General features: G+C 66.0%; 25 protein-coding genes. 15 read left to right on the forward strand and 10 right to left on the reverse strand.

Annotated features, from left to right (window positions below):
- Positions 1 to 7 precede the first annotated feature (7 nt).
- Entirely contained in the window at positions 8 to 1,564 is a 1,557-nt protein-coding gene (ffh, locus tag ABUA28_RS13560) for a signal recognition particle protein (RefSeq protein ID WP_349904792.1), read from the reverse strand.
- Between the two features lie 500 nt (positions 1,565 to 2,064).
- On the opposite strand from ffh, the gene ABUA28_RS13565 reads away from it, so the two are divergent.
- The 8 genes from ABUA28_RS13565 (at position 2,065) to mnhG (ending at position 9,276) form a co-directional block, all read left to right on the forward strand.
- Positions 2,065 to 2,586 (forward strand): gamma carbonic anhydrase family protein, encoded by a 522-nt coding sequence (locus ABUA28_RS13565; RefSeq protein ID WP_349904794.1) that lies wholly within the window; start codon positions 2,065 to 2,067, stop codon positions 2,584 to 2,586.
- Between the two features lie 96 nt (positions 2,587 to 2,682).
- The gene (locus ABUA28_RS13570) at positions 2,683 to 2,973 is read left to right on the forward strand and encodes a hypothetical protein (RefSeq protein WP_349904796.1); all 291 of its coding nucleotides are present in this window, start codon (positions 2,683 to 2,685) and stop codon (positions 2,971 to 2,973) included.
- Between the two features lie 35 nt (positions 2,974 to 3,008).
- Positions 3,009 to 5,921 (forward strand): Na+/H+ antiporter subunit A, encoded by a 2,913-nt coding sequence (locus tag ABUA28_RS13575; protein ID WP_349904798.1) that lies wholly within the window; start codon positions 3,009 to 3,011, stop codon positions 5,919 to 5,921.
- Positions 5,918 to 6,484 (forward strand): Na(+)/H(+) antiporter subunit C, encoded by a 567-nt coding sequence (locus tag ABUA28_RS13580; RefSeq protein ID WP_349904799.1) that lies wholly within the window; start codon positions 5,918 to 5,920, stop codon positions 6,482 to 6,484. Before ABUA28_RS13575 ends, ABUA28_RS13580 begins: the two co-directional genes overlap by 4 nt.
- Positions 6,481 to 8,037 (forward strand): Na+/H+ antiporter subunit D, encoded by a 1,557-nt coding sequence (locus ABUA28_RS13585; RefSeq protein ID WP_349904800.1) that lies wholly within the window; start codon positions 6,481 to 6,483, stop codon positions 8,035 to 8,037. Before ABUA28_RS13580 ends, ABUA28_RS13585 begins: the two co-directional genes overlap by 4 nt.
- The gene (locus ABUA28_RS13590; RefSeq protein WP_349904802.1) at positions 8,034 to 8,636 is read left to right on the forward strand and encodes a Na+/H+ antiporter subunit E; all 603 of its coding nucleotides are present in this window, start codon (positions 8,034 to 8,036) and stop codon (positions 8,634 to 8,636) included. Before ABUA28_RS13585 ends, ABUA28_RS13590 begins: the two co-directional genes overlap by 4 nt.
- Positions 8,633 to 8,899 (forward strand): monovalent cation/H+ antiporter complex subunit F, encoded by a 267-nt coding sequence (locus tag ABUA28_RS13595; protein WP_349904803.1) that lies wholly within the window; start codon positions 8,633 to 8,635, stop codon positions 8,897 to 8,899. The genes ABUA28_RS13590 and ABUA28_RS13595 overlap by 4 nt, the downstream gene beginning before the upstream one ends.
- The gene (gene mnhG, locus ABUA28_RS13600; RefSeq protein WP_349904804.1) at positions 8,896 to 9,276 is read left to right on the forward strand and encodes a monovalent cation/H(+) antiporter subunit G; all 381 of its coding nucleotides are present in this window, start codon (positions 8,896 to 8,898) and stop codon (positions 9,274 to 9,276) included. Before ABUA28_RS13595 ends, mnhG begins: the two co-directional genes overlap by 4 nt.
- Positions 9,277 to 9,283: 7 nt before the next feature.
- Here mnhG and ftsY read toward each other — a convergent pair whose 3' ends face one another.
- Positions 9,284 to 10,153 (reverse strand): signal recognition particle-docking protein FtsY, encoded by an 870-nt coding sequence (gene ftsY, locus ABUA28_RS13605; RefSeq protein ID WP_349904805.1) that lies wholly within the window; start codon positions 10,151 to 10,153, stop codon positions 9,284 to 9,286.
- Between the two features lie 101 nt (positions 10,154 to 10,254).
- Here ftsY and ABUA28_RS13610 point away from each other — a divergent pair, with 101 nt between their 5' ends.
- On the forward strand, positions 10,255 to 11,445 hold the full coding sequence (locus ABUA28_RS13610; RefSeq protein ID WP_349904807.1) for an aminotransferase class I/II-fold pyridoxal phosphate-dependent enzyme: 1,191 nt from the start codon (positions 10,255 to 10,257) through the stop codon (positions 11,443 to 11,445).
- Here the strand turns inward: ABUA28_RS13610 and ABUA28_RS13615 are convergent.
- From ABUA28_RS13615 to ABUA28_RS13630, 4 genes are all read right to left on the reverse strand, one after another.
- Positions 11,442 to 13,220, reverse strand: coding sequence for a sensor histidine kinase (locus ABUA28_RS13615; RefSeq protein WP_349904809.1), 1,779 nt, complete (start codon positions 13,218 to 13,220; stop codon positions 11,442 to 11,444). The two genes, ABUA28_RS13610 and ABUA28_RS13615, sit on opposite strands and share 4 nt — an antisense overlap.
- Positions 13,217 to 13,618 (reverse strand): response regulator transcription factor, encoded by a 402-nt coding sequence (locus ABUA28_RS13620; RefSeq protein WP_349904810.1) that lies wholly within the window; start codon positions 13,616 to 13,618, stop codon positions 13,217 to 13,219. Before ABUA28_RS13620 ends, ABUA28_RS13615 begins: the two co-directional genes overlap by 4 nt.
- A complete protein-coding gene (locus tag ABUA28_RS13625; RefSeq protein WP_349904812.1) occupies positions 13,615 to 13,995 on the reverse strand; it encodes a response regulator in 381 nt (126 codons plus the stop codon). The genes ABUA28_RS13620 and ABUA28_RS13625 overlap by 4 nt, the downstream gene beginning before the upstream one ends.
- Positions 13,996 to 14,168: 173 nt before the next feature.
- Positions 14,169 to 15,179, reverse strand: coding sequence for a response regulator (locus ABUA28_RS13630; RefSeq protein WP_349904813.1), 1,011 nt, complete (start codon positions 15,177 to 15,179; stop codon positions 14,169 to 14,171).
- A gap of 255 nt (positions 15,180 to 15,434) precedes the next feature.
- On the opposite strand from ABUA28_RS13630, the gene ABUA28_RS13635 reads away from it, so the two are divergent.
- Together ABUA28_RS13635 and ABUA28_RS13640 are read left to right on the forward strand one after the other, a co-directional pair.
- Positions 15,435 to 16,136 (forward strand): GAF and ANTAR domain-containing protein, encoded by a 702-nt coding sequence (locus ABUA28_RS13635; RefSeq protein ID WP_349904815.1) that lies wholly within the window; start codon positions 15,435 to 15,437, stop codon positions 16,134 to 16,136.
- Positions 16,137 to 16,185: 49 nt separating this feature from the next.
- A complete protein-coding gene (locus ABUA28_RS13640) occupies positions 16,186 to 16,938 on the forward strand; it encodes a GAF and ANTAR domain-containing protein (protein ID WP_349904817.1) in 753 nt (250 codons plus the stop codon).
- A gap of 19 nt (positions 16,939 to 16,957) precedes the next feature.
- On the opposite strand, the gene ABUA28_RS13645 is transcribed toward ABUA28_RS13640, so the two are convergent.
- A complete protein-coding gene (locus ABUA28_RS13645; protein ID WP_349904819.1) occupies positions 16,958 to 17,563 on the reverse strand; it encodes a TetR/AcrR family transcriptional regulator in 606 nt (201 codons plus the stop codon).
- 492 nt (positions 17,564 to 18,055) lie between these two features.
- Between ABUA28_RS13645 and ABUA28_RS13650 the strand changes: the two genes are divergently transcribed.
- Entirely contained in the window at positions 18,056 to 18,415 is a 360-nt protein-coding gene (locus ABUA28_RS13650) for a hypothetical protein (RefSeq protein ID WP_349904822.1), read from the forward strand.
- Between the two features lie 17 nt (positions 18,416 to 18,432).
- Here the strand turns inward: ABUA28_RS13650 and ABUA28_RS13655 are convergent, their stop codons facing one another.
- Both ABUA28_RS13655 and ABUA28_RS13660 read right to left on the reverse strand, forming a co-directional pair.
- Positions 18,433 to 19,278 carry a carbon-nitrogen hydrolase family protein gene (locus ABUA28_RS13655; protein WP_349904824.1) on the reverse strand — a complete coding sequence of 282 codons (846 nt, stop codon included), beginning with the start codon at positions 19,276 to 19,278 and terminating at the stop codon, positions 18,433 to 18,435.
- Positions 19,279 to 19,337: 59 nt separating this feature from the next.
- Complete coding sequence (locus ABUA28_RS13660; protein WP_349904826.1) at positions 19,338 to 20,570, reverse strand: 4-hydroxybenzoate 3-monooxygenase; 1,233 nt, start codon at positions 20,568 to 20,570, stop codon at positions 19,338 to 19,340.
- Between the two features lie 125 nt (positions 20,571 to 20,695).
- On the opposite strand from ABUA28_RS13660, the gene ABUA28_RS13665 reads away from it, so the two are divergent.
- From ABUA28_RS13665 to ABUA28_RS13675, 3 genes are read left to right on the forward strand one after another with little or no spacing between them, the layout of a single operon-like run.
- A complete protein-coding gene (locus ABUA28_RS13665; protein WP_349904828.1) occupies positions 20,696 to 21,868 on the forward strand; it encodes a thiolase family protein in 1,173 nt (390 codons plus the stop codon).
- A 49-nt stretch (positions 21,869 to 21,917) separates the two neighbouring features.
- Positions 21,918 to 22,772, forward strand: a complete 855-nt coding sequence (locus ABUA28_RS13670) for an IclR family transcriptional regulator domain-containing protein (RefSeq protein WP_349904830.1) — start codon at positions 21,918 to 21,920, stop codon at positions 22,770 to 22,772.
- Positions 22,773 to 22,803: 31 nt separating this feature from the next.
- Positions 22,804 to 24,210 (forward strand): amidase, encoded by a 1,407-nt coding sequence (locus tag ABUA28_RS13675; protein ID WP_349904854.1) that lies wholly within the window; start codon positions 22,804 to 22,806, stop codon positions 24,208 to 24,210.
- 9 nt (positions 24,211 to 24,219) lie between these two features.
- Here ABUA28_RS13675 and ABUA28_RS13680 read toward each other — a convergent pair whose 3' ends face one another.
- Positions 24,220 to 25,317 carry an NAD(P)-dependent alcohol dehydrogenase gene (locus ABUA28_RS13680; protein ID WP_349904832.1) on the reverse strand — a complete coding sequence of 366 codons (1,098 nt, stop codon included), beginning with the start codon at positions 25,315 to 25,317 and terminating at the stop codon, positions 24,220 to 24,222.
- Positions 25,318 to 25,323 lie beyond the last annotated feature (6 nt).

Here is a 25,323-nt window from a genome sequence, read left to right on the forward strand (position 1 = left end):
CAGCGGGCTAGCGACCGAGCATCTTCTGCAGGGCTGCGAGCTCTTCCTCGGTGGGCGGTGCGCCCTTCTTGCCGCCGAGGCCGAAGCCCGAGCCGCCTGCGGCTGCCGTGGACTTGGTTCCCGAGGCGAGCGCCGCGTTCTCCGCCGCGCGCTTGGCCGGGTTGCCCGACTTCGAGCCCTTCTTCTTCTGCTGCTTACCGCGACCCCCGCCGAATCCCGCGCCCGGGATCGGCCCCATGCCCGGCACCTGCGGCACACCGCCCTTGGCGACGGTCTTCATCATCTTCGCCGCCTGCTCGAAACGGTTGACGAGGGCGTTGACCTCCGTGACCGTCGTGCCTGAGCCGTTGGCGATACGCACGCGCCTGGACCCGTTGAGCACCTTGGGCTGGCGTCGCTCCTGGAGCGTCATCGACTGGATGATCGCCTCGGTGCGCGTGATCTCCGACTCGTCGAAGTTCTCGAGCTGCTGGCGCATGCCCTTCGCGCCGGGGAGCATGCCGAGCATGCTCTTGAGCGAGCCCATGTTCTTGAGCTGCTGCATCTGGCCGAGGAAGTCCTCGAGGGTGAAGCTGTCGGTCGCGAACTTCTCTGCGACCTTGCGCTGTTCCTCCTCGTCGAAGGTCTTCTGCGCCTGTTCGATGAGGGTGAGGATGTCGCCGAGGTCGAGGATGCGGCTGGCCATGCGATCGGGATGGAACGGCTCGAAGTCCCCGAGTCCCTCCCCCGTGGAGGCGAACATGATAGGACGCCCGGTAACCGAGGCCACCGACAGTGCGGCACCACCGCGCGCGTCTCCGTCGAGCTTGGTGAGCACGACGCCGGTGAAGTCGACACCGTCCTGGAACGCCTTGGCGGTGACCACGGCATCCTGACCGATCATCGCGTCGATGACGAACAGCACCTCGTCTGGCTCGACGGCCCTGCGAATGTCCGCGGCCTGCTTCATGAGCTCCGCGTCGACGCCGAGACGACCGGCTGTGTCCACGATCACGGTGTCGTACTGCTTGTCGCGCGCGAACTTGAGCGCGTCCTTGGCGACCTTGACCGGGTTCCCCTTGCCGTTTCCGGGCTCTGGGGCGAAGACGGGAACGCCCGCCTGTTCGCCCACCACCTGCAGCTGGGTTACGGCGTTCGGGCGCTGGAGGTCGGCCGCGACGAGCAGCGGCGTGTGGCTCTCAGACGACAGCCACTTCGCGAGCTTGCCCGCGAGCGTGGTCTTACCCGCGCCCTGGAGGCCCGCGAGCATGATGACGGTCGGCGGGTTCTTGGCGAACTGGATGCGCCTGGCTTCGCCTCCGAGGATCTGGATGAGTTCGTCGTTGACGATCTGCACGACCTGCTGGGCAGGGTTGAGCGCCTTCGACACCTCGTCGCCGAGGGCGCGCTCGCGCACACGGGCGGTGAAGTCCTTCACCACCTCGAGGGCGACGTCGGCGTCGAGCAGCGCGCGACGGATCTCGCGGACGGTGCCGTCGACATCCGCCGGGCTGAGCTTGCCCTTTCCGCGCAGATTCTTGAAGGTCTCGGCGAGGCGATCGGTCAGATTTCCAAAAGTGGCCATGGTGCAGACAGTTTAACCGGAACACGGTCTGCAGATACTGTCAGCCAGGAGTGCTCGCGCGCTATCCATGTAAAATTGCTGGCTGGGGGAACTATTTGGCATTCTGCAACCGTCGCGAATCGCTCCAGGCCGTGAACGTCCCCGGTGCTGGCGAAATCTCGCGACTCCGCGCAGCGGGAGTCAGACGATGACGCGTCGGCGGCCGGGCGCTCCGGGGCACATCGAGGCTGCGTCCGCGTGCCCGGTGTGCGGGAACACACTGGAGAAGAGGCAGAACCCGAGCTACGGCACCGGTCTCGCCGTTCACCCGTACATCCTGGTCTGCTCAAGGTGCGGTTGGGTCAATCTGGAACCGGTCGCTGCAACCGTGGCACCGGTATCGGCACCCGCTCCGCGGCGGGGGTTTTTCGCCTGGCTCGGTCTTCGTCGCCGCAACTGACGGTTGCCGCGGTGATGTCTGCCTGGTGACGTCGACCGTGAGGCCGGGATAGGTTGAGGGCATGAGCGCAGTGATTCTTTCCTACGACGGCAACTCCCCCGCAATCGCAGACTCCGCCTGGGTCGCGCCGAACGCCACCCTCATCGGTCGCGTCACGATCGGTGAGAACGCGAGCGTGTTCTACGGCTCCGTGCTGCGGGCGGATGTCGACTCGATCACCATAGGCGAGGGCAGCAACATCCAGGACAATGTCTCGGTGCACTGCGACGCGGGCATCCCCACCACTCTCGGACGCGGCGTGAGCGTCGGCCACTCCGCCGTGCTGCACGGCTGCACGGTAGAGGATGACTGCCTGATCGGCATGAGCGCCACGGTGTTGAACGGCGCCGTGATCGGAACGGAGTCCCTCGTGGCCGCCGGGGCCGTCGTACTGGAGGGCACGGTCATCCCGCCCGGCTCGCTCGTTGCGGGCGTGCCCGCGAAGGTGCGCCGCGAACTCAGCGCAGAGGAGCGCGAGCGCGTTCGTGACAACGCACGGCACTATGTGGAGCTCAGCCGCGCCCACGCCGCACTGCAGCCCTGACCCGGGCGAGCGGCGGGCCGCTCGGCTAAACTTCAATTAGTTGTTGCTTGACAGAACCACTCGCCTTCCAGATACGGGAAACGGAGATGCGCTGCCATGGAGATAACGCGGACTTCGGTACCGGGCGTCGGCATGATGCACCACTGCGTCACGCGCGGCGGGCAGCACTTTCGGGTGCTCGAGAACAAATCGGGCAGCAGGACTCTCTACATGTACGGGCCGTCGGATGCGCACGACGATGCGGCGCCGGACGAGCAGTTCGTGACGATCGAGCTCGACGAGGACGAGGCGGACTACCTCGCCAACATGCTGCACAGCAGGCCGATCCCCGACCGGGTCGCCGACCTCGAACGGCGTTTCACCGAGATAGCCGGCGAAGACATCTGATGGCGCGCGGCCGCCACGACTTCCTCTGAGGGCCCGTGCTTTTCCTCCTCGTCGCGTTCGCGCTCGTTCCACTCTTCGTCCCAGCACTGAGCCATCTCCTCGGTGTCAGAGTCTTCCCCGTCGTCGCGATTGTTCCTGCCGCGGCCTTCGCACACACGCTGGCCCAGACCTCGACGGTCGCCGCGGGTGGAGTCGCGACCGAGACCCTCCCGTGGATTCCGCAGCTGGATCTGGATCTCAGCCTGCGAGTCGACACGCTGTCGTGGCTGCTCGCACTCATCGTCACCGGCGTCGGCGCGCTCGTGATGCTCTACTGCGCCAAGTACTTCAGCGACAGCGAGGACGGCCTCGGGCGGTTCGCCTCCGTGCTGCTCGCCTTCACCGGAGCGATGTACGGGCTCGTCATCGCGGACAACGTATACCTCCTCTACCTGTTCTGGGAGGCCACGAGCGTCTTCTCCTATCTCCTGATCGGCCACTACACGGGCCGCTTGGCGAGCCGCGGTGCCGCGCTCCAGGCCCTCATCGTCACGACGGCCGGCGGCCTGGCCATGCTCGTCGGACTCGTCATGCTTGCCGGTAGCGCGGGCACCCCGAGCCTGGCGCGGCTCGTGCAGCTCGCGCCGCACGGGGTGATCGTGACGGTGGCGATCACGCTGATCCTGGTGGGTGCGCTGAGCAAATCCGCGCTCATCCCCTTCCACTTCTGGCTCCCCGCCGCGATGGCCGCGCCGACTCCCGTGAGCGCGTACCTGCACGCCGCCGCGATGGTGCAGGCGGGCATCTATCTCATCGCGAGGCTCGCGCCGGGCTTCGGCGGGACGCCCGGCTGGCATCCGCTCCTGCTCGGCCTCGGCGTGCTCACGATGCTCGTGGGCGGATGGCGGGCCCTGCGCCAGTTCGACCTCAAGCTGCTCCTCGCCTACGGCACGGTGAGCCAACTCGGCTTCCTCGTCGTGGTCGTGAGTTTCGGCAGCAGGACTGCGGCTCTTGCGGGCCTCGCGCTCCTGCTCGCGCACGCGCTGTTCAAGGCCGCGCTCTTCCTTGTCGTCGGCATCGTCGACCATCGTGCGGGAACGCGCGACTTGCGCAAGCTCAGCGGACTCGGCAGGGAGGCCCCGTTTCTCGCCGTCATCGCGACGCTCGCGACCCTGTCGATGGCCGGGGTGCCGCTCACGGCCGGGTTCGTCGCCAAGGAAGCCGTGCTCAGCGGATTCTTTGAGGATGCCGCTACCGGTTCCGTCGCAGGCTGGTTCGCACTGGTCGGCGTGGCGATCGGATCGACGCTCACCGTCGCGTACAGCGCGCGATTCCTGTGGGGTGCATTCGCGCGCAAACGGGGTGTCGAGAAGGTGCGACCTGTGCACGAGAGCGTGGCGTTCCTGTTCTCTCCGGGTCTCCTGGCCGTCGCGGGAATCGTGCTCGCACCGCTGTTCTCACTCGTCGGTGCCGCCCTCGCCGGCTACCCGGCGCAGTTCCCGTCCGGCCATCACGACTACGACCTCGCGCTCTGGCACGGCTTCGATGCGGCACTGTTGGTCTCGACGCTCACCCTGCTCGGCGGCGCTGCGCTGTTCCTCGCGCGCGCGCCGGTTTCCGCGGGCCAATCCCGGGTTCCCGCGCTCATCGATGCGAGCGAGGTCTATCGCAGTTCCACGCGTGCACTAGACCGGGTCGCCGGGAGGATCACCGCGACGACGCAGCGCGGCTCCCTGCCCTTCTATCTCAGCGTCATCCTTCTCGTCATGGTTGCCTCCGTTGGAGCGACCCTCGCGATGAACCACAGCTGGCCGAGTGGGCTCGCGCTGTTCGACAGCCCGGCGCAGCTCGCCATCGGCGCCATCATGGTGGTCGCGGCAATCGCGCTCGCCGGGGCGGGCAAGCGATTCCAGGCCGCACTCCTGGTCGGCGTCACCGGTTACGGCATGGCCGCCCTGTTCGCCTTCCACGGCGCCCCCGATCTCGCGCTCACCCAGGTGCTCGTCGAGACGGTCACCCTCATAGCGTTCGTACTCGTGCTCAGGCGTCTTCCGGCCAGGCTCGGGCAGGAGCACGGAAGTGCGCACCGGGTCGTGAGAGCGGTCATCGGCAGCGCGGTGGGACTCGTGATGGCCGTGGTGGCGATGATCGCTCTCGGTGCCAGGACAGCGACACCCGTCTCGGTCGACTTTCCCGAGTTCGCCCGCAAGCTCGGGCACGGCAGCAACGTCGTCAACGTCGTGCTCGTCGACATCCGTGGCTGGGACACCCTCGGTGAACTCTCCGTGCTCGTGGCCGCCGCGACCGGGGTCGCGAGCCTCGTGTTCCTGCACAGCCGCACCGACAATCTCCCCCGCGTACCGGGGCACCGTCGCAGGCGCACGATGCGGGCGCGCCTCAACCCACTGCGGGAGACCGTGGTCGCGGAGTACGTGCCGGGTGTGCAGGACCCGTCCACGCGCAACGCCTGGCTGCTCGCGGGGCGCAAGCTCGCACCGGAGAACAGGTCGATCCTGCTCGAAGTCGTCATCCGCCTGCTGTTCCACGCCGTCGTCGTGCTCTCCGTCTATGTGCTGTTCGCCGGGCACAACCTGCCCGGCGGTGGGTTCGCCGGCGGGCTCGTGGCAGGGCTCGCGCTCGCGGGTCGCTACCTCGCCGGCGGTCGCTACGAGCTCGGGGCCGCTGCCCCACTCGACGCTGGCAAGCTCCTCGGGGCCGGCCTGCTCCTCGCCGCGGGTACGGCGGCCGCTCCCCTGCTCTTCGGCGCGCACGCGCTCACCTCGACCTGGTTCGAGACGACGATCCCGGTGCTCGGACACCTGGAGTTCACGACCTCGACCGTGTTCGACATCGGCGTCTACCTCGTGGTGATCGGAATGGTGCTCGACGTGCTTCGCAGCCTCGGCGCGGAGGTTGACCGCCAGCAGGAAGACGCGTCCGACGAACTCGAGAGCGGGAGCACGATATGAACGCCTCACTCGTACTCGTCGTCGTCATGGGCGTGCTCTACGCTGCGGGCGTGTACCTGCTGCTCGAGCGCAGCATGACGCGGGTGCTGCTCGGGTTCCTGCTCGTCGGCAATGCGACGAACCTGCTCATCCTGGTCATCTCCGGGCGTGCGGGCGCCGCCCCCTTCTATGGGGAGGACGGCCGGCTCGCCGATCCGCTTCCGCAGGCCTTCGTCCTCACGTCCATTGTGATCACCTTCGGGGTCTCCGCCTTCCTGCTGGCGCTCATCTACCGCTCCTGGCGGCTCGCCCACATGGATGTCGTGCCCGACGACGCCGAGGACGCCGAGGTCGGTCGCCGCACGGCCTCGGTCACCGCCGAGCGCGACGTCGAAGGCGACGACACCGAGTTCGGTATCCGCGCGGCGGCTGCCGTCTCCACCGCGCTCGACCTCGCCGAACAGGAGCGGCTCGAAGAGCAGGAGAGCGTCGCGGAACAGCAGCAGGCGGAACGACGTCGAGAAGAACAGCGGCGCGCCGAGCTGCGTCGAGCCGAGCAGCAGGAACGGGAGGAGCGCGAATGAACGTTCTGATACCGCTTGTCGTGCTCCTGCCCCTGCTCGGTGCCGCCGCCGCGCTCGCGCAGGCGAAGCATCCGCGCGTGCAGACCCTCATCGCCGTGGGCGTGCTCGGCGCCGTGCTCGCGATCGGCATCGCCCTGCTCGTGGCCGTGGACGGCAACGGTGCGATCGCGATGGAGATCGGCGGATGGAAGGCCCCGTTCGGTATTGTGCTGGTCGTCGATCGGCTGGCCGCACTGCTGCTCGTCGTCTCCGCGGCCGTGCTGCTGGCCGTTCTCGTGTTCTCGGTGGGCCAGGGATTGGCAGACGGGGACCGTGAGACGCCCGTCTCGATCTACTACCCGACCTACCTGATCCTCGCCACGGGCGTGTTCAACGCCTTCATCGCGGGCGACCTGTTCAACCTGTACGTGAGTTTCGAGATCCTGCTGGTCGCGAGCTACGTGCTCATCACGGTCGGCGGCACGGAACTGCGCATTCGCGCGGGGATCACCTACGTCGTCGTCAGCCTCGTCTCCTCGGTGATCTTCCTCGCTGCCATCGCCATGATCTACGGAGCGACAGGCACGGTGAACATCGCCCAGCTGTCGGTGCGTCTCGCGGAACTGCCCCAGGACGTGCAGCTCATCCTGCACGTCATGCTTCTGGTCGCCTTCGGCATCAAGGCCGCGGTGTTCCCGCTCTCCTTCTGGCTGCCGGACTCGTACCCCACCGCGCCCGCGCCGGTCACCGCTGTCTTCGCCGGCTTGCTCACCAAGGTCGGCGTGTACGCGATCATGCGCACCGAGATGATCATCTTCCCCGGCCCGCAGCTGAACACCCCGATACTGATCGTCGCCGCACTCACCATGATCGTCGGCATCCTGGGTGCCGTTGCCCAATCCGATATCAAGCGGCTGCTGTCGTTCACGCTCGTCAGCCACATCGGCTACATGCTGTTCGGCATCGGGCTCGGCACCGTCGCAGGGCTCGCCGCGGCGACCTATTACATCGTGCACCACATCACCGTGCAGACGACCCTCTTCCTCGCAACCGGCCTGGTCGAACGACAGGGGGGAACGACCGGCATCAACCGTCTCGGCGGGATGCTCAAGGCCTCTCCCGTGATCGGCATCCTGTTCTTCATCCCCATGCTGAGCCTCGGCGGCATTCCCCCGTTCTCCGGGTTCATCGGCAAGCTCGCGCTGTTCGAGGCCGGGGCCGAGGAGGGCGGCGCGCTCGCCTGGGTCCTCATCGGCAGTGGTGCTCTAGTCTCCCTGCTCACCCTGTACGCGCTCGCGCGCGCGTGGAACATGACCTTCTGGCGCGACGTGGATGAGGTGGCCGGCTACGAGCATCCGCTGCCCGTGCTGCAGACCGTCGGCACCGCAACCGAGGTGAAACCGGCTCGCAGCATCCCGCGCATCATGGTGGGAGCGACCGCCGCGATGGTCGCGCTGACCGTCGCGCTCACCGTGTTCGCCGCCCCGCTGTACGCGCTGAGCGCTCGCGCCGGCCACAACATCACCGGCCCCGGCTACTACGTCACCACGGTGCTCACGGGAGAGTCGGAATGAGCGAGAGGAGCGACACCACAGGCGTGAACCAGACGCCCCGGCCCGCGACCCGGCGCGAGGTGCGCGGGCGCTTCCTCACGCAGCTGCCGCTTCTCGTCGGACTCGTTCTGCTCTGGATGGTGCTGTGGGGCCAGGTCACCTGGCTCAGCGTGCTCACCGGAATCGTCGTTGCGATCATCGTGACGCGCACCTTCTACCTGCCTCCCGTCGAGCTCTCTGGCCGCATCAACGTCTGGTACCTGCTCGTCTTTCTCGCGCACTTCTTCCTCGATGTCGCCGTCGCCTCGTTCACCGTCGCATTCCAGGCGTTGAACCCGCGGCCCATCCCCCAGTCTTCTGTGATCGGCATCCAACTGAGAACCCGCTCCGACCTCATCATGACCCTCGACGCGATCGCGATGTCGCTCGTGCCCGGATCCCTCGTGGTCGAGGCGGACCGCGAACGCTCGACTCTGTACCTGCACACCTTCGCCACGCGCACCGAGGATGACGTGGAAGCGATGCGCGCGAAGGTGTTGGTGGTCGAGGCCCGCATCGTTCGCGCGATCGGATCCAGGGCGGATCTCGAACGCATTCGCGGAATCGAGGACGAACGATGAGCGGATGGGTGTTTCTCGTCGTGGGGGTCATGCTCACGGCCGCCGCCGCGCTTGCGCTGTATCGCATCGCACGCGGGCCGTCGATTCTCGACCGGATGATCGCGTCCGACATGCTGCTCACCACGATCATCTGCGCGATGGGCGCCGAGATGGTCTACAACTCGCACGCGAGAACCCTGCCCGCGATGCTCGTGCTCGCGGCGACCGCGTTCCTCGGCTCGGTCGTCGTGGCCCGCTACGCCTCGAGGAGCGGACACAAATGACCTTCGACTTGATCATCGATGTACTCACCGGCGTCTTCCTGATCCTCGGGGCGTTCCTGTCGTTCGCGGCCGGTGTCGGACTCATCCGCTTCCCCGACGCCATCGCCCGCATGCACGCGACGACCAAGCCGCAGATCCTCGGGCTCATCTTCATCCTGCTGGCGATCGCCCTGCAGGAACATCGCCTGTCGACGATCCTGATGCTCGTGACACTCCTGCTGTTCCAGATGATGACGGCGCCGATCTCGGCGCACATGATCGGGCGGGCGGGCTATCGGAACGGCGTCGTGGCGGAGGGTTCGCTGCTCGTCGACGAGCTCGGGCGTGCCATCGAACGCGCCCAGGACGAGGAGCCGGAGAGCCCGGAGCCCAAATGAAGCGGTCTCAGTCGAGGAGTCCCTGCACGAAGACGTGGGGGGTGAATCCGGTGAGGTCGCCGATGCCCTCGCCCTGGCCGACGAGCTTGATCGGAATCCCCGTCTTCTCCTGAACGGCGAGCACGAAACCGCCCTTGGCCGAGCCGTCGAGCTTCGTCAGCACGAGCCCCGTGACGCCCGCGTGCTCGATGAACGCCTCGGCCTGGGCGAGCCCGTTCTGGCCGGTCGTGGCATCGAGCACGAGCAGCACCTCGGCGATCGTGGTCTGCTTCTCGATCACCCTGCGAATCTTCGTCAGCTCGTCCATGAGCCCGCTCTTGGTCTGCAGGCGCCCCGCCGTGTCGATGAGCACGATCTCGGTGCCCTCGCGCTGGGCGCGTTCCACGGTCTGGAAGGCGACCGATGCCGGGTCCTGCCCCTGCTGCTGCGGCTTCTGGATCGAGGCCCCGCCGCGCTCGGCCCAGGTCGCCAACTGCTCCACCGCAGCCGCGCGGAAGGTGTCCGCGGCGCCGACGATCACACTGCGGCCGTAACCGGTGAGGAACTTGGCGAACTTGCCGATCGTCGTGGTCTTACCCACACCGTTGACGCCGACGACGAGCACGACGGCGGGACGGTCGCTGAGTGTGAGGGTCGCATCGAGCCTGGCCAGGCGCTCCTCAAGGCTTTCGCGCAGCATCCGCTTGAGGTCTGCCGGGTCCGTGGTCTTGTATCTCGCGACGCTCGCGCGCAGCTCGGTGACCAGCGCATCCGTGAGGTCCGCGCCGAAGTCCGCAGAGATCAGCGCGTCTTCAAGATCGCTCCAGGTGTCGTCGTCGATCGTCTTGCGGGCGAACATGCCGCGCAGCGCGCCGGAGAGAGACCAGGAAGAAGCCATGCGACAAAGCTACCCGAAGCATCGAGGCTCCAAATGGCGGCGCACGGCGGGCGCCGTCGATAGGGTAAAAAGGTGACGATGACGATGAAGTTAGCCAAACGATGAGCGTCTCCGGCGCGTGGGAGCGCACGGCGCGGGGAGCAGGGCTGCTCGGCCCGAACGGTGAGTTGGCACCCACGATCTTTGCAGAGATGTCTGCACTGGCCGCCTCGACCGGTGCGATCAACCTCGGGCAGGGATTCCCGGATGAGGATGGCCCTGCGGAGGTTCTCGAGGCCGCGAGACAGGCGATCAGCGACGGCATCAACCAGTACCCGCCGGGAATCGGCGCTCCGGTGCTGCGGAACGCGATCGCGCACCACCAGGACCGGTTCTACGGCCTGGCTGTCGATCCAGACCGGGAGGTGCTCGTGACCGCGGGCGCCACGGAGGCTCTCGCCGCGACCATTCTCGCCCTCGTCGATGAGGGCGACGAGATCGTCACGCTCGAACCGTTCTACGACGCCTATGCCGCGATGATCGCGCTGAGCCGCGGCGTGCACCGCACCGTCGCGCTGCGCGCACCAGACTTCCAGCCGGATCACGACGAGCTCGCGGCGGCCGTGACCGACCGCACTCGCATCATCCTGATCAACAATCCGCACAACCCCACAGGCACTGTCCTGCGCCGCGACACCCTCGAACTGATCGTGGAGCTCGCGCACAGGCACGACGCGATCATCGTCACCGACGAGGTCTATGAGCACCTCGTCTACGGCACGGAGCACATCCCGGTGGCCACGCTGCCCGGTGCCGCCGAGCGTACCGTGACGATATCGAGCGGCGGAAAGACATTCAGCACCACGGGGTGGAAGATCGGCTGGCTGACGGCGCCGAACGAACTGCTTGAGCCGATCCTCGCGGTGAAGCAGTACCTCAGCTATACCAACGGTGCACCGTTCCAGCCGGCGATCGCCGTGGGTCTCGGCCTCCCCGACGAATACTTCAGCGGCACCGCCGCGATGCTCGCGGACAAACGCGACCTGCTGTCCGCCGGGCTGAGGCGGGCGGGCTTCACCGTCTCGGAGCCGCAGGGCTCATACTTCATCGTCGCGGACGCCGCCCCGCTCGGATTTCCGGATGCCGCGGCATTCTGTCGCGCGCTGCCCGAGCTCGCCGGGGTCGTCGCGATCCCGATCAGTGCGTTCGTGAGCAGGAAGAACGGCGGAGAGTACGCCTCGCTCGTGCGTTTCGCCTTCTGTAAGAAGCACGAGCTGCTCGAACAGGCCTCGGCGCAGCTGGCCGACCTCTAGGAGGCGAGGGCGCCGCCGGAGCGCGCACCCTCCAGCACGTTCTCCTGTTGCACGATCGGGAACGTCATGCTGAAGCTGGTGCCAACACCCTCTTCGCTCGTGACGCCCATGTCCCCGCCGTGCGCACGCACGATCGCCCTCGTGATCACCAGGCCGAGACCCACGCCGGGGACGGCGTTGCGCGTTGCCGTCGACGCCCTGAAGAAGCGCGAGAACAGCTTGTCGAGCTCGGAGGCCGCGATCCCCATCCCGGTGTCCGTGACGGTGATCAGCACGTCGGAGCCTTCCCTACGGAGCGCCAGAGTCACTGATCCACCGCTCGGGGTGAACTTGATCGCGTTGGAGATCAGGTTGTCGCAGGCCTGGCCGATGCGCACGGAGTCACCATTGACGAGGAGTCCCTCGGCCAGCTCGGTGTGCAGCGTGATGCCCGCGGCAGTCGCGACCGGGCGAGAGGATTCGACCGAGGCGAGAACGATCGGCGCGAGGTCCTGTTCCTTCTGGTCGAGGTTGAACTTGCCGGATTCCACCTGAGCGGTGAAGAGCAGGTCGCCGACGAGGCGGAGCAGTCGGTGCGCGTTGCGCTCGGCCACGCCGAGGTAACGGAGCTGCCCGTCGGACAGCGGCGCATCCTCGTCATCGCGCAGCAGCTCGAGGTAGCCGAGGATCGAGCTGAGCGGTGTGCGCAGTTCGTGTGAGATCAGACCGACGAACTCATCCTTCAGCCTCGCGACCTCGCGGGCCTTGGTCTGGTCGTAGGCGACGAAGAGATACCCGACGATCTCGCCGGACTTGTCGAGCCTCGGGGTCACCGAGAGTTCGATGGGAATGGTCGTGCCGTCCGCGCGCACATAGCTCCACTCGCGAACTTCCGCGACGCCGAGTCGTGCGGATTCGACGAGGGCAGAGAAGCCCGGGTTCAGAACGGTGGCGCCTGCCGGGTACGACAGGTCGCGGGCGCGCTCGAGGAGTTCATCCTGAATGTGGAATTCGTCGATGTGAAGCTTGCCCTCGACCTCCGCAACGCCGAGGCCGAGCATCTTCTCTGCCCCGGGATTGAAGGCGTCCACGAGGCCGGTGAGGTCGGTGCCGATGATCGCCTGCTCTGTCACGGAGACCCAGATCTCGCGGAACATCCGCTCTGCGGTACGCACCTTCGCTTCGCTCTGCTTGAGCTCGATCGCGTGCTGCACGCTCTCGGCGAGCATGACCCTTCCCTGCTCTGCGAGGCGACGCACCTTGTCGAGACGATGCCGTGCGGTGCGGGAGATCTCGTTGATGACCGCCGCGGCCACTCCGAAGACCAGAACGGAGAATCCCCCACGAACGATGGCGGATACGTTATCGACGACGCTCAATCCGAGTACGAACGGCATGTAGACGGTGATCGCCGTGCCGAGGGCAGAGTAGATGATGTACTGGCGGCCCTCTTCGGCCGCGAACCAGACGAGGGGCAGCGCAACGAGCGCGGCATAGGCACTGCTGCTCGCCCCGGTTCCGTCTCGCAACAGGCCAATGGCGATGAAGTCGACGCCCGGAACTATGAGACCCCAGTTCCAGAGCGACTCCCTGGGGCTGATCGCCGCCGCGAACGCGGTTGCGACGAGCACCAGGACCGTGCCGATGACGACAGCGGACCCCGAACTGACCCTCAGCCCAGGAATCACACTGGCCCCGACCACGGCCACGAGGAACAGCAACACCGTCGGAAGCTGCTTCAACAGCGGCGATGGCGCGTCGAAACCGAGTCGCTTGTACAGTGCTGCGATCTTCATGCTTCTGCTCCAATCGATGGCGCGATGCGTGCGAGACGCTCAGCCAACTCGCGCGGGCTGAAGGGCTTGATGAGGTAGTCGTTGGCGCCGGCATCCCTGCCGAGTTGCTGGGATGCCTCGTCGACCGCAGCGGACAACAGCACGATGTGCATGCCGTTCACCTCGTCGTGGGCGCGCACGAGACGGCACAGTTCGAGGCCGGTCTTGCCCGGCATCGCGACGTCGAGAACGGCGAGATCCGGCTTGAACGCGACGATGGAGTCCCAGGCATCGTCGCCGTTGCCGAGCTCGTCTACGAGGTCGAGGCCGGCCTTCTGGGTCGCAAAAGCGACAAGGCTACGAATATCGGGGTCATCATCCGCGACGATGACGCTGATTTTGACACCCGAATCATTCATGGCGCAATCCACCTCGGTACACAGTTGAGAAGCACCTCGCGCACGCTGGCGCGGGTGACTGGCTTGGGAAGAGCGGCCCGCATCGGCGGGTAGTTCTCCTGGTCGAGCACGGAGCTGATGGCGACGGGGCAATCGGGTACGTCGGCGAGCAGACGCTCGCTGAGGGCCCAGCCGTCCATGCCCGGAAGCATGAGATCGATGACCGCCAGGTCGAGATCGAGGTCTCCGTACACCGAGATGGCGGACTCTGCGGTGGCCGCATCGGTCACCTCGCAGCCAGCGATCTCGAAATGGCGGCGAAGAAGATTTCTCTGATCCTCGTTGTCGTCGACGATCAGGACTTTGACGCGCTCCTGCGTCACTGTGCTGAGGCTCATTCGGCGATGTTCTTTCTTTTGGCGATACCGTTCATCGGGGTTCCGATGAACGCTGGGGCCAGCCGAAATGCCTCGGGCGTGCTGTATTCTACTTCCCCCACAACCGACACTAGCGACGTAATTCTCTCTGCGCAGCAACAAATCATGATTCGCGAACCCCCATTCATGGGGACTCAAGAGACCTGTGAAGAGTCGCGGATGATCTCGAGTGGTTCGCAGTGTTCTCCCTGTCCGTAACGGGACCAGTAGCGTGCCGTTGCAAGGGCGAACTCGCCCTGGAGATACTTTGCGCGCTTCTGGTTGCGGGAGAAGCATTCGAGCATGGCAGCCTTGGTATCCGTGAAACCGTCGATGCTCACGAAGCGGTTCGGATGGAAGTCGACAGTCGCCGTAGAACTCTGGTAGCAGGCGATCGTGCGCACCTCACTCGTCGCAAGGATCGTCGCATCGTGCACCGCTCTGTGATCCTGGTGGCGGTCGCTGTTGCTGTGAACGTAGACGACGGTGGGCCGCAGGTCGGAGATGACCCGTTTGATGATGCTCACGGTCGGCTCCGAGCTGCTGAGCTGTGGCTCCGCGCTGTCTTCGAGCACGAGCGTGGCACCGATGATCGCCGCGGCGGAGGAGCCCTCTTCCCACGCCGTACGGATTCCCCCGTCTCGCGTGCCCTTCGAGAGAGTGAGGATGGTCACGGAGTCGCCGGCGGCCCGATGCGCGGCCATGATCCCGCCGACGCCGATCTCCACGTCATCCGGATGCGCGCCGATGGCCAGAACGACCTGTCGCTCTGGCGCGCTCGCCCACGCCTCCCGTGCCGCATCCGCGAGACGCGAGACATTCGAAACGAGGTCGGCGGTCGAGACAGGCTTGGTGAGGAACTCGTCGGCCTGGTTGCGCAGCGCGCCCACCGCGTAGTCGACGGAGACATGCGCGGTCATCACGATGATCGCGACACCCGGCCGTGCTTCCTTGTAGGTGGCCATGAGCTCGAGACCGGATGCGCCTGGCATCTCGATGTCGGTGATGACGACGTCCGGCTGGAGTTGCTCGATCGCACTCCTCGCCTGTCGAGGGTCGGAAATGGCGACCACGAGAGCGCCGAGGCGCTTCTCGAGCACGGTTTTCGTATAGTCGGCGACGTCGAGGTCATCTTCGACCACGACCACCCGATATGGTTCAGACATCCAAGCCCCCGCTCGAATCACATTTCTCCTCACTGTACGCGGCGGAAGGGGTTCAATGGGGTACAGAGGCACCCCCAAAGATGGTGCCTAGTTGTGATTCCTATGACCGTTGTCAATAGCGCGGCGTGAGCCGACAAGGCAATGGCTCAGATCATCGTGCGGCTAGGCTCACGCATAGCGGTAGCCGGCGGAAAATGCGGAACCGCGACCGCGACTTGTGGATTCATCCGGTTAGGTTACGTCTGAGAGTCTCTGATGGTTGACGAAAGTGCACCGATTGATGCGGAGAACTCGGGCAGCGCGACTCCACGCGAGGCCGGAGAGGATCTGTGCCAGCGGTTTGTCGAACTGCTCCCCGTGACGGGGGCGTCGATATCGGTGATCGGCGGGGCCGGTCAGTCGACGTTCGGCGCCAGCGACCCGGTAGCCGCACGCTTGGAGGAACTGCAGTACGAACTGGGAGAGGGACCCCACAGGGAGGCGCTGCGTACGGGGCAGCCCGTCTTGGTTCCGGATGTGCGCGCGGGAGAGCATTCGCTATGGCCGGTCTTCGGGGCCGCCGTACGTGAACTAGAGGTTGGCGCGTTATTCGCTTTTCCCCTGGTCATGGGAGCGGTCACGATCGGAGTGGTCGACATGTACCGTTCCACCCCGGGGGCGTTGGATGTCGGCACAGTCTCGAGAGCTCTCTCCCTTGCCGCCTCCACCGCGGGCCCGGCATCACGCCTCGCCGCCCGATCCGCGGACCAGGATGCGCCGACCGCCGGGATGGCAGTGCCTGAAATGCGGCGAGAAGTGCATCAGGCGACAGGGATGATTCTGGTGCAGTTGGGCACGAGCGCTACGGAGGCGTTCTCCCGCTTGCAAGCGCATGCCTTTTCCAGCGGACGGACAATACAATATGTGGCACACGAAGTGGTTATGCGGCGACTTGATTTCCGCGGTCTAGAAGAATGAAGACAACCAGCGTTCACGGGGCTGTCAGAATAGGTGTGAGGGCAGTCTGATGAGCGACGTTTCGAGAGAAACAAAGATCAACGAGGCATTCGTGAAACTCGCCGACACGTTGATCGCCGACTACGACGTCATTGATCTCCTGCATGCCCTGATGGAAGAGTGCATTGAGCTCTTGGGCACACAGGCTGGCGGGTTGATGCTTGCTGACACGCTTGGCACCCTGGAGCTGGTGGCATCCACCAGTGAGCAGGCCGATTTCGTCGAGGTCATGCAGCTGAACGCCGGGGCCGGGCCCTGCATCGACTGCTTCTCCACCGGTACGGCCATATCCGTCGCCGATATCGATGAAACGGCCGCGCAGTGGCCGGAGTTCCGGACCGCAGCCCTGCAGCAGGGATTCCACTCAGTGCATGCAACGCCGCTGCGACTGCGTGGACAAATCATCGGGACGATGAACCTCTTCGGCACCAGCGTCGGAGAATTGAGCCCCAAAGATGCGGCGGTCACCCAGGCCCTCGCGGACGTCGCCACGATCGGCATACTGCAGGAGCGAATCATCCGTGAAAGCGGCATCGTCGCGGAACAACTCCAGCGCGCGCTCGACAGCAGAATCTTGATCGAACAGGCCAAGGGCGTTCTCTCCGAGACCGGCTCCCTGGAGATGGGCGAGGCTTTTGCCGTGTTGCGCGCCTATGCCCGCAACAACAATCTCAGCCTGCGTTCCGTGGCCGAGGGGGTCACCAGCCGCTCGCTGGATATTCTTAGCGCCCCGCGTGCGGTGACGCCCAAATCCATGGCGTGAAGCTCGCCGTAGCTGTGCCTCAATCGGGCTGATCGGCGTGATCACCGGAAAACTGGCCGATCACCAGCGCACCCATCTTCCTGGCGCGTAGCGCCGCCGTGCGATCGCCTTCCGCCGCTGAGATGATCGAGCCCTTCATGAGGATGTGCCAGGACCAGACGAAGTCATCGAGATCGCGCAGGCCGGCTTCCTCACCCAAGCGGCGGATGATGTCGCGGATGTGGCTCAGATATTCGATGCTCGCCCGACCGATCGGGTGGTCCGACCCCATCTCGAGCAGCACATTGATGAATGAGCAGGCTTCGTAGTCATCACGCTGGAACCACTCATCGAACACATCGAAGATCGCCAGCAGACGCCCCGAAGGTGTCTGCCCGCGCCGCCTCGCCTCTGACTCGACCAGACCCAGCGTCCACAGCTGTTCACGGCGTGCCAGAAAGGCCAGAACCAGGTCATCCTTCGAGGAAAAATGCCGGTAGAAGGTCGAGATCGCAACGCCCGAATGGTGGATCAACTCGTCTACACCGACATCGCGCACGCCGCGCTTCGCGAACAGTTCATACGCGCTGGTAACGATGCGCTCGCGCGCGGGTGATCGTGTGTGTGAGTTCTCCCTGACGGTCATGGTACGGCCAGAGTACTCCTTGACAGAGCGAGCGTTCTCTACTATGAATGGACTACCTGATAGTGATCGTTCTCTCCAGTCCTCGGAGTACGCGTCGTGGGGAACTCATTCGAGTTCTACAGATGTGGAGCAGAGGCATGAAACCGACAACGAATTCATCACAATCGACAGAGAGTCCCAGTTCGGATGCCGTCCTGGAGTCGGTATTTCAACCGCACTCCGCATTTCAACTGCACTCCGCATTTCAACCGCACTCCGCGGTCGGCTCGACATGGGGAGAAACCCTCGCCACGGCAAGCACCAGGTTGCTCCATGAATGGCTCGACGACGAAACCGCGAACCGCGAGCCACAGGCCGGTGATGTCGCGTGACTCTCGACGCAGCTGAAGCTGAAGCTTCGAGTGCCGCGGTAGAGAAGGTCGACCTTGACCTTCCGGCAACCCAACCCATCGACATCAGCGCGTTGATCGGCCAGCAGGAACACAGTGTCCGTTGAAAGAAGAAAACATCGTGGTTACTTCATTTTCCGAGAGCGCCGAGCACGCCACCAGGCCGACTGAACCGGCTGCATCAGATTCGCGTGCAAGCAGAGACAACATCGTCATCGAATCGCTTTCTGCCACTCAATGGCGGATCTGTGACACGCGATGGCCCGAGCACGACGCGCGCAGTGTTCTCGGCTTCATCGAGAAGAAGGACGAGGACCTGTTCGAGGTCATGCAGCTTTCTGATGGATTCGAATGGTTCTCTTTTGCTTCGCTGAGGGCCGCCGCCGCACACTTCACACAAGCACAGTCGAGTGCTCCCGCCACTAGCGAAAACGTGCTGTCTCGATTGCGTGCGCACGCCTGACGCACCATCGTCGAACGCTAGCGGGGCGTCACCCGAAAACGGCGAAGCTCCAGCGCGGGGTTCACAGTGCGCGCCTCGGCGAGACGCGACGCGGACAGCCAGGCGAGCGCGACATCCTGGATCTCGCCGATCGCGGCGAGCTCGACGCCCATCGGATCCACAATCATGCTGTTACCCGCGCCGATCGGCGGCGCCTGGTCGGCCGCCGCGACATAGACCGTGTTCTCCAGGGCGCGCGCGGTCACCAATGTGCGCCAGTGCTGCTCCTTGAGCGGGCCGCGCACCCACTCGCTCGGCACGAGGATGAGGTCGGCACCCGCGTCGACAAGCCTGCGGGTGGCCTCGGGAAAACGGATGTCGTAACAGGTCTGGATGCCGACGGTCAGGCCGACCCCGGAATCGCCGAGTTCGAACGTCTCCGGTTCCTCGATTGTGCCGGAAACTACCCAGTCCGACTCTCGCTGTCCGAACGCGTCATAGAGGTGGATCTTGCGGTACTTCGCCACGAGTGCGCCCTGCGGGTCTACCGCGACGATAGTGTTCGAGAAGCGGGCAGCGTCATCCGTCGTCTCCAGCATTCCCGCGGCCAGGTGAACGCCCAGCTCGCGGGCGATCGCGGAGAGTCCGGCGACGAACGATCCATCGAGCGGTTCGGCCGCGGCAACGGACTGTTCTCCGAGCCCTGCAGTGAAGAAGGAGGAGTATTCGGGAAAGACGACGAGCTTCGCCGCGCGCGAAGCTGCGGTGGTCGCAAGCTCGCGGATGACCACCAGGTTTTCGACCTTGTCCGTACCGGGCGCGAACTGGGCGACGGCAACCGCGATTGCGCCGTCTTCGGGCTTGTCCTTCTCGACTGGGACCATGACCCCAGCTTAGGAGGGACGGGCCCGCGGTGGCCGGATCCCTGTTGCGGCCGCTGGCTTCAGGACAATGCCTTCGCCGGGTAGCTGAGGAACGGCACGCCGGTATAGCGCTCGGCCAGGTAGGCCATGCCACGCTCGGAGCCGCAGAGCTGCCGCAGCTGGCCTAGTTGCACGTGATAGTCGTAGTCAAAGTTCTCGGGATGCTCGGACTCGGCCGAGTCGTCGAAGCGGTGCAGCATCCGGGTCATCCACGTGGAGAAGTCCTGGATCTTCCAGACCCGCTCCAGGGACTTGGACGAGTACTCGTCGAGGCCCGTCGCATCCGCGTCCCGGTACCAGGCGGCCAGGCCGTCGTGCAGGTAGCTGGCGTCGGCGAGCGCCAGGTTCAGGCCCTTCGCTCCGGTCGGCGGCACGATGTGGGCAGAGTCGCCGACCAGGAAAAGCTTGCCGAATCGCATCGGGTCGCTGACGAAACTGTGCATCGGGGTGATGCTCTTGTCGAAAATCTCGCCTCGCTCCAGCGTCCAGCCGGGCGTTCCGAGGCGGAGGTCGAGTTCGTCCCAGATGCGATCGTCCGGCCAATTGGCGATGTCTTCGTGCGGGTCGACCTGCAGGTAGAGGCGGCTGACCGTCTCGGATCTCATGCTGTGCATGGCGAAGCCGCGCTCGTGCAGGGCATAGATGAGCTCGTCGGTGGACGGACGCACATGCGCGAGGATCCCGAGCCAAGCGAAGGGATAGTCGCGGTGATAGGTCTTTTTCTCAGGGATGCTGGGCCGACAGACGCCGTGCGCACCGTCCGCGCCCGCCACGAAGTCGGCCGTCAGCTCGAAGTCTTCGCCGCCCTGGGTGAAACGCACGATCGCCGGGCCGTCGCCCTGGAGATTCTCGAGCTGGATGTCGCTGACGCTGTACCTGGGCGGAGTCCCCGCCGCGTCATGGGCGTCGATGAGGTCCTTGACCACCTCCTGCTGGCTGTACAGCCAGACCGAGCGACCGACCAGCTCGCGGAACGGGACGTGATGCCGCTGCCCCGCGTATTGCAGGTAGATGCCGTCGTGGCGTTGGCCATCGCGGTGTAGCCGTTCGCCGAGCCCCACGTCGGTCAGGAGCTCTGCCGCATCGTTCTCCAGCACCCCGGCACGAACGCGCTGGATTGCGTACTCGCGGTCTCGCAGTTCGAGCACGACGCTGTCGATTCCCGAGCGCCTCAACAGGTGGGAGAGCAGCAGACCGGCCGGGCCACCGCCGACGATCGCAACCCCGGTGGAAATACTGGTTCGACTGGCCACAGTGCCATCCTTCCGCGTCGACCCCGCGGCATTGCCGGGTCATGTGCTCAATGATACGCTCATCATTAGAACACAAGTTCACTCTGCGCACACATCACTATTTTCAGCGAAGATTTCAGGTAACGATGACCGCCAGTTTTATCTACGACGCTATACGCACCCCGTTCGGTCGGTATGGCAAGGGGCTCGGCGGGGTGCGGCCCGACGACCTCGCCGCGTTCGTGGTCTCCGAGATCGCGGCACGGCATCCCGACCTCGACCCCGCGCGGATCGACGACGTCATCCTAGGCGACGCGAACGCAGCGGGCGAAGACAACCGCAACGTCGCGAGGATGGCCGCCCTGCTCGCGGGATTCCCTACCTCCGTCACCGGGTCCACCGTCAACCGGCTCTGCGGCTCGGGCGTCGAAGCCGTCATCCAGGCCAGTCGGGCGATCGAGACCGGGGATGCCGAGGTCATCCTGGCCGGCGGCGTCGAGTCGATGAGCCGCGCACCCTGGGTTCTCCTCAAGCCCTCGCGCGCCTTCCCGAGTGGCCACGAGACGCTGCACTCCACGACGCTCGGCTGGCGCATGGTCAACCCGAAGATGACCGACCAGTGGACGGTGTCGCTCGGTGAGACCGCCGAGATCCTCGCCGACCGCTACTCGATCTCTCGCGAAGAGCAGGACGAGTTCGCCCTCGCGAGCCATCTCAAGGCAGACACCGCCTGGAACGCCGGAATCTACGACGGCGAGGTCGTCGCCGTGCCCGGCACGACTCTCGTGCGTGACGAGGGCATCCGCGCCGACTCGTCACTCGAGGCACTCGCGGCGCTGAAGCCCGCCTTCAGGGAGAACGGCTCGGTCACCGCAGGCAACTCCTCTCCACTCAGCGATGGAGCCGGGGCCCTGCTCATCGGCGGGGAGAATGGGCCGCTCGGCTCAGAGCCACTCGCCCGCATCGTCTCTCGCGCCGCCGCGGGCGTCGACCCGGATGTCTTCGGCATCGCCCCTGTCGAGGCGGCCAACCGCGCGCTCGCCAGGGCGGGCAAGACGTGGGCGGATGTCGATGTCGTCGAGTTGAACGAAGCCTTCGCGTCACAGAGCCTGGCCTGCCTGAAGCTCTGGCCGGAGCTCGACCCCGCCAGGGTCAACGTCCACGGCGGTGCCATCGCCATGGGGCACCCGCTCGGCGCATCCGGTGCCCGCATCGTCGGCCACCTCGCCCACGAACTCGCGCGCCGCGGAGGTGGTGTCGGCGTCGCCGCCATCTGCATCGGCGTCGGGCAGGGCCTCGCGATCGTGCTCGAGAGATGAAGGCGCGCGCCCTGGCCGCGCCGCAGCGGAGAGCGAGGAAGATAGTCGCATGACGAACTCCGAGACTTTCGCCGCGGGCATCGAAGCGGACTCCACACCGGATCCGAGCGGCCAGTACGTGCAATCACTCGCCCGCGGACTCAGCGTGATCCGCGCCTTCGACGGCGAGCACCCGGAGATGACCCTGAGCGACCTCGCCCGCAGGACAGGGCTCACGAGAGCCACGAGCAGGCGCTTTCTGCTGACCCTCGTCGAACTCGGCTACGTCAAGACCGACGGTCGATTGTTCTCGCTCACGGCGCGCGTGCTCGAACTGGGCTTCAGCTACCTCTCCGCGCTCTCGCTGCCCGAGATCGCGCAGCCGCACCTCGAACAGCTCGCGGCATCGATCCACGAATCGACCTCCGCATCCGTACTCGACGGAACGGACATCGTCTACGTCGCCCGCGTTCCCACCCGGCGCATCATGTCGGTCCGCATCAACATCGGTACCCGCTTTCCCGCCTACGCGACCTCAATGGGGCGCGTGCTGCTCGCGGGCCTCCCCGCGGCCGAACTCGACGAGCACCTCGCGAGCATCGACTTCGCGAGTCTCACCTCGCACACGGTCGGCACCCGCGCCGCCCTCGAGGCCGAGCTCGATACCGTGCGCGAGCGCGGCTGGGCGATGGTGGATCAGGAGCTCGAAGACGGGCTGCGTTCCATCGCGGCCCCGATCCGCCACGGCACGGGTGTCGTGCTCGCGGCCATCAACGTGTCCACGACCGCCAGCAGTCACACGGTCGAGTCGATCCACGAGACCCTGCTCCCCCCGTTGCTGGTTGCAGCGGAGAACATCAGCCATGACCTGACCGCCTCGCGGCCATTCTCACGAGAGACCTCACGCCTGACCCGCCCACACTGACCGATACGAGAAAGAAGCCAGAACCGTGACCATGAACCCAGCCAGTGACAGCGCCGCCACCGAGCTCTGTTCCGCACGAATCACCGAGCTCCAGTCCGCCATCGCCTCGGGCAGCCTCACCCGCAGACGAATCGTCGAAGCGCATCTCGAGCGCATCGCGGCGGTCAACCCCTCGATCAACAGCCTCGTCGAGGTGCGCGCGGACGACGTGCTCGCCGAGGCGGACGCGGCGGACACCAGCCGCGGACGTACGATCTCCGGCGCCCTCGACGGCATCCCCCTCTCGGTCAAGGACAGCTACGGTGTGCGCGGGTTACGGCGCAGCGACGGCCTGAAGGCGAACGCGGACCGCTACTCCGACCGGGACGACCCCATGGTCACCCGCCTGAAGGATGCGGGCGCCCTGCTGCTCGGGCACGGCAACGTGCCGGACATGTGCGTGCGCTGGAACACGGTCAGCGGCCTCTACGGCACGACGCGCAACCCGCGAGACACCGAACGCACCGTCGGAGGCAGTTCCGGCGGGGATGCCGCGAGCGTTGCCGCGGGGCTCGCAACGGCCGCCATCGGGCAGGATCTCGGTGGCTCGATCAGGGTGCCCGCAAGCTTCTGCGGCGTGTACGGCATCCGATCGACGCCGGGAGTCGTGCCTAACATCGCGGCCTGGCCCGCTTTTCCAGACACCCCGGCCGTGCAGGCGATGGGCACGATCGGACCGTTCGCGCGGAACGTCGACGACCTCGAGCGGGTGTTCGGGGTGCTCGCGAGCGACGACCCGCTCGACCCGCTCAGCCTCCCTCTCGCGACACAGCCGCGCACGGATGGCGAACCGAGACCGCGCATCGCCGTGCTTCGCGAGGAGACCGGCGCCGTCATCGACCCGGAGATCTCGCGCAGGCTCGACGAGACGATCGGACTGCTCCGCGATGCGGGCTACCAGGTGGACGAAGGCGTGATCGGCGATCTCCGCCGGGCCCCGGAACTCTGGGCGGAGATCACCGGCACGGATCTCGTGCACACCATGCTTCAGCGCGTCGGCGGGCTCATGACGGAGTCGGGCCGCCAGCACGTCGAGCAGATGTTCGGCGCCGTCGCTCTCGACGGCTCGGTGTCGAGCTACAATGACGCCTGGATCGAGCGCGCGGGCCTGCTCGTGGAGTGGGCCGCGTTCGCGGCACGCTATCCGATCGTCGTCGGCCCGGTTGCCGGGATGCCGACACCGCTGCTTGACTTCGACCACATGCTCGACGAGGACGACACAGCGGCCCTGTTCGACTCGATGCGGTGTGTTCCGTGGGTGAACCTGTACGGGCTGCCGTCGCTCGCGCTGCCGAACGGGATCCAGTTGATCGGGCGTCGATTCCGTGAGGACCAGCTGTTCGCGGTCGCACGCGCGGTTGAGACGCGGCTGGCGCCGGTCACGATCGCGACGCCGTAGGGCGGGACGTCAGAAGACGACGACGGGCTTGATCGTGAGGCCGTTCGCTGAATCGTCGAAGGCCTGGTTGATCTGCTCGAAGGGGTACCGCTTGACGAGCCTGTCGAACGGGAATCGCCCGGCCTCGTAGAGCTCCACCAGCAGCGGGATGAAGGTCTGCGGCACCGCATCCCCCTCGATGACGCCGGAGATGGTGGGCGACTGGGTGAGGAAGGTGCCGATGTCGAGCGCGGCATCCGTACCTGCGGCGGCCGCCCCGACGAGCACGCCGTGACCGCGCACGGTGAGCGAGTCGACCATCTGCCGGAACACCCGCGGGTTGCCGGTGGTGTCGAGCGCGAACTGCGCTCCCCCACCGGTGATCCGCTTCACAGCCTCCACCGTATCCTCGTTCACGCCATTGATGACGTGGGTCGCGCCGAGTTCGAGGGCCAGGTCGAGACGGCCCTGCACGACATCGACCATGACGATCGTCGTGCAGTTCGCGACGACCGCGGCGAGCAGGGCGGAGCAACCGACCGCCCCCGTTCCGAAGATCACGATGGAGGAGCCGGCATCGGGTCGCAGCACGCCCAGCACCGCGCCGGCACCCGTCGTGAGTCCACAGCCCAGCGGGCCGAGGAGGTCGAGTGGAGCGGAGTCGGGCACCTTCGCCACAGAACGTTCGGACACGTTGGCGAAGGTGGCGAAGCTCGACTGGCCGAAGAAGTGGCTCGAGACGGCGGTCTCGCCGTCGCGCAGCGAGGTCGTGCCGTCCGCACGCGCCCCACCGAAGTTGTGCGCGGGAAAGGTCGCACAGTACGCCGGATGTCCGGAGCGGCAGCTCGCGCAGCTCCCGCAGGAGTTGAAGCCGAGCACGACGTGGTCGCCCGGCTTCACCGTCGTGACCGCAGCCCCGACGGCGTCGACGATGCCCGCGCCCTCGTGCCCGAGCACGACCGGCAGCGGGGTGGGCAACACCTGGTCGCGAACGAGGGCGTCAGTGTGGCAGACGCCGGTGGCCACCATCCGCACGCGCACCTCGTCCGCGCGGGGTTCGTCCAGTTCGAGCTCGACGATCTCGAGGGGCTGCGCCGCCTCGCGGGCGAGTGCTGCGGTGACGCGCATGGTGGC

Origin of the sequence: Parafrigoribacterium humi (assembly GCF_040227205.1) — a bacterium.
GTDB lineage: Bacteria > Actinomycetota > Actinomycetes > Actinomycetales > Microbacteriaceae > Parafrigoribacterium_A > Parafrigoribacterium_A humi.